Source organism: Streptosporangium sp. G11, assembly GCF_051192615.1.
Lineage (GTDB): Bacteria > Actinomycetota > Actinomycetes > Streptosporangiales > Streptosporangiaceae > Streptosporangium.
In genome coordinates, this window is the sequence record NZ_JBPJUQ010000249.1 from 1 (window position 1) to 1,989 (window position 1,989).

At 64.3% G+C, this 1,989-nt stretch carries 2 protein-coding genes; one reads left to right on the forward strand and one right to left on the reverse strand.

Translation table 11 applies throughout. From position 1 onward, the window contains the following. The first annotated feature begins 439 nt into the window (after positions 1 to 439). Positions 440 to 1,561 (forward strand): glycosyltransferase family 2 protein, encoded by a 1,122-nt coding sequence (locus tag ACSDR0_RS50255; protein WP_435296073.1) that lies wholly within the window; start codon positions 440 to 442, stop codon positions 1,559 to 1,561. Positions 1,562 to 1,573: 12 nt separating this feature from the next. Here the strand turns inward: ACSDR0_RS50255 and ACSDR0_RS50260 are convergent. Continuing rightward, positions 1,574 to 1,989: transposase family protein (locus ACSDR0_RS50260; RefSeq protein ID WP_435296074.1), on the reverse strand; the 416-nt coding region annotated here is incomplete at its 5' end.

Here is a 1,989-nt window from a genome sequence, read left to right on the forward strand (position 1 = left end):
TGCCGCCGGGCACGGCAGACGAGCGGTCATCACCCACCCCCGAAACGCTCGAATGAGCATTAATCAGGTGATACCCGGCACACGGCTTGATCCAACAGACCACCGGTACGCTGCTGCCCACTTCGCGCAGGTCAGCTCGTCAAAGCCATCTTCGTCCTTCAGGCCCGCGAAGCGGGATGAAATACGTTCAATTGTCTCCGAGTGAGACGGCGGGCCACCCGGCGGTACCGTCCGTGAACCGTCTGCGACGCGATTGTGCCGACAATGAGCTTTGCTTAGCATATTGTCGTCGGTCGGTCGACCGATTTCAGCGCACGTGGAACCGCTCCCACAATCGTTGCACTGGACTTGCGGACGGTTGATAATTCTGGTTGCGAAGGCGTTCGACGTGTCCGTGACCGTGCCGGTCATCCTTTGTCACCCATTCACAGGAGGTTCCGTGAAGGTCAGCGTCGTCATTCCAGCCTTCAACGTGCGGAGCAAGTTGCGCCTGTTGCTGTACACCCTCGCGCACAGCGTGCTCGATCCGGAAGACTCCTTCGAGCTCGTCGTCGCCGACGACGGCTCCACCGACGGTACCGGCGAGATGGTCGCCGAGCTGGCGGGCCGTGACAATCTGACCTACCTCTACCTTCCGCGCACCGATCGGTCGAGCCGGGCAGCCGCCCGTAACGCGGCCATCGCCAAGGCCACCGGGGAGCTCATCGTCATGGTCGACGCCGATACGGTGGTCGGGCCGACCTATCTCGCCGAACACGTCCGTTATCACCGGCTCAGGAATGATCTCGTCGTGATCGGCCCCCGCCCGGACCTCGGAGACGGAGACTTCGACAAGGAGCGCCTCAGCCGCGAATTCACCTTTGACGCCATGCCCGCCGTCGCCTGGGGTGATCCGCGCGAGCAGGTGCTGGCCGAATTCTCGGGCAACATGAACCGGCTCGCCATCTGCTGGCATCTCCTGTTCACCTGCAACGCCTCGGTGCGCATCGAGCACCTACGCCGGCTCGGTGGTTTCGACGAGGCATTTCTCGGCTGGGGACTTGAGGACACCGACCTGGGGTATCGGCTGCGGCAGGCGGGACTGGCCTTCGCTTTCAACGTCTCGGCCGTGGCCTACCACCAGCGGCGCCGGGGGATAGACGCCGGAATGTACAGCGACTGGGTCCGCAATCTCGCCTACATGATGGCCAAGCATCAAGCGCCCGAAGTGGCGATCCAGTCGATCGTCGGTTTGGCCATGAACCCCGCTGACCGGCGGATCGGCTGGGTGGAGGCGATGCGCTGCTTCGAGTTCGCCGCGCGGGCCCTCGATGGCCGGCTGCCGGTGCCCGTCACCTACCAGCTCGTGGTGGTCGAGGAGGACACGGTCGACGCCGCGACGGCGGAGTTGGTGGCCCGCGGTGCGACGAGCGATCTTCTCATCATCGATGAGACCCGCGGCGCCGAGCTGGCCGGCCTGGTCCAGTGCGTGGACACCCCCGGCGAGCTGCTCTACTTCCACCGGCCGTCGGCGACGCAGCGAGCCGAGATCTTCAGCCGCTACCCGGTGGCCGGCGGATGAGTTGAACGTATTTCATCCCGCTTCGCGGGCCTGAAGGACGAAGATGGCTTTGACGAGCTGACCTGCGCGAAGTGGGCAGCAGCGTAGTTTCTGGAGGATGTGCCAGGTCTTCAACACGGCGTTGGCGCGCTCGCCGGGGCCGCGGAGCTTGGCGTGGGAGAAGTTGGCTGTCTTCTGTGAGGCTGGTTTGTTTCTTTCTTTGCAGGGCACCAGCACCTGCCGACCTGCACCGACGTAGCCCTTGTCAGCGAGGGTGATCAGTCCGGCTGCCTCCAGGCGCCGGATGATGCCCCAGATTCGCGCCGCCGTCAGGTCGTGTACCGAGCCCGGCAGTGATCCCGATGTCCACAGCGGAGTGCCGTCCGGAGCGGCGATGACCTGGACGTTCATGCCGTGTTTCTTGTGTTTGCCGCAACGCCGGTAAGTTA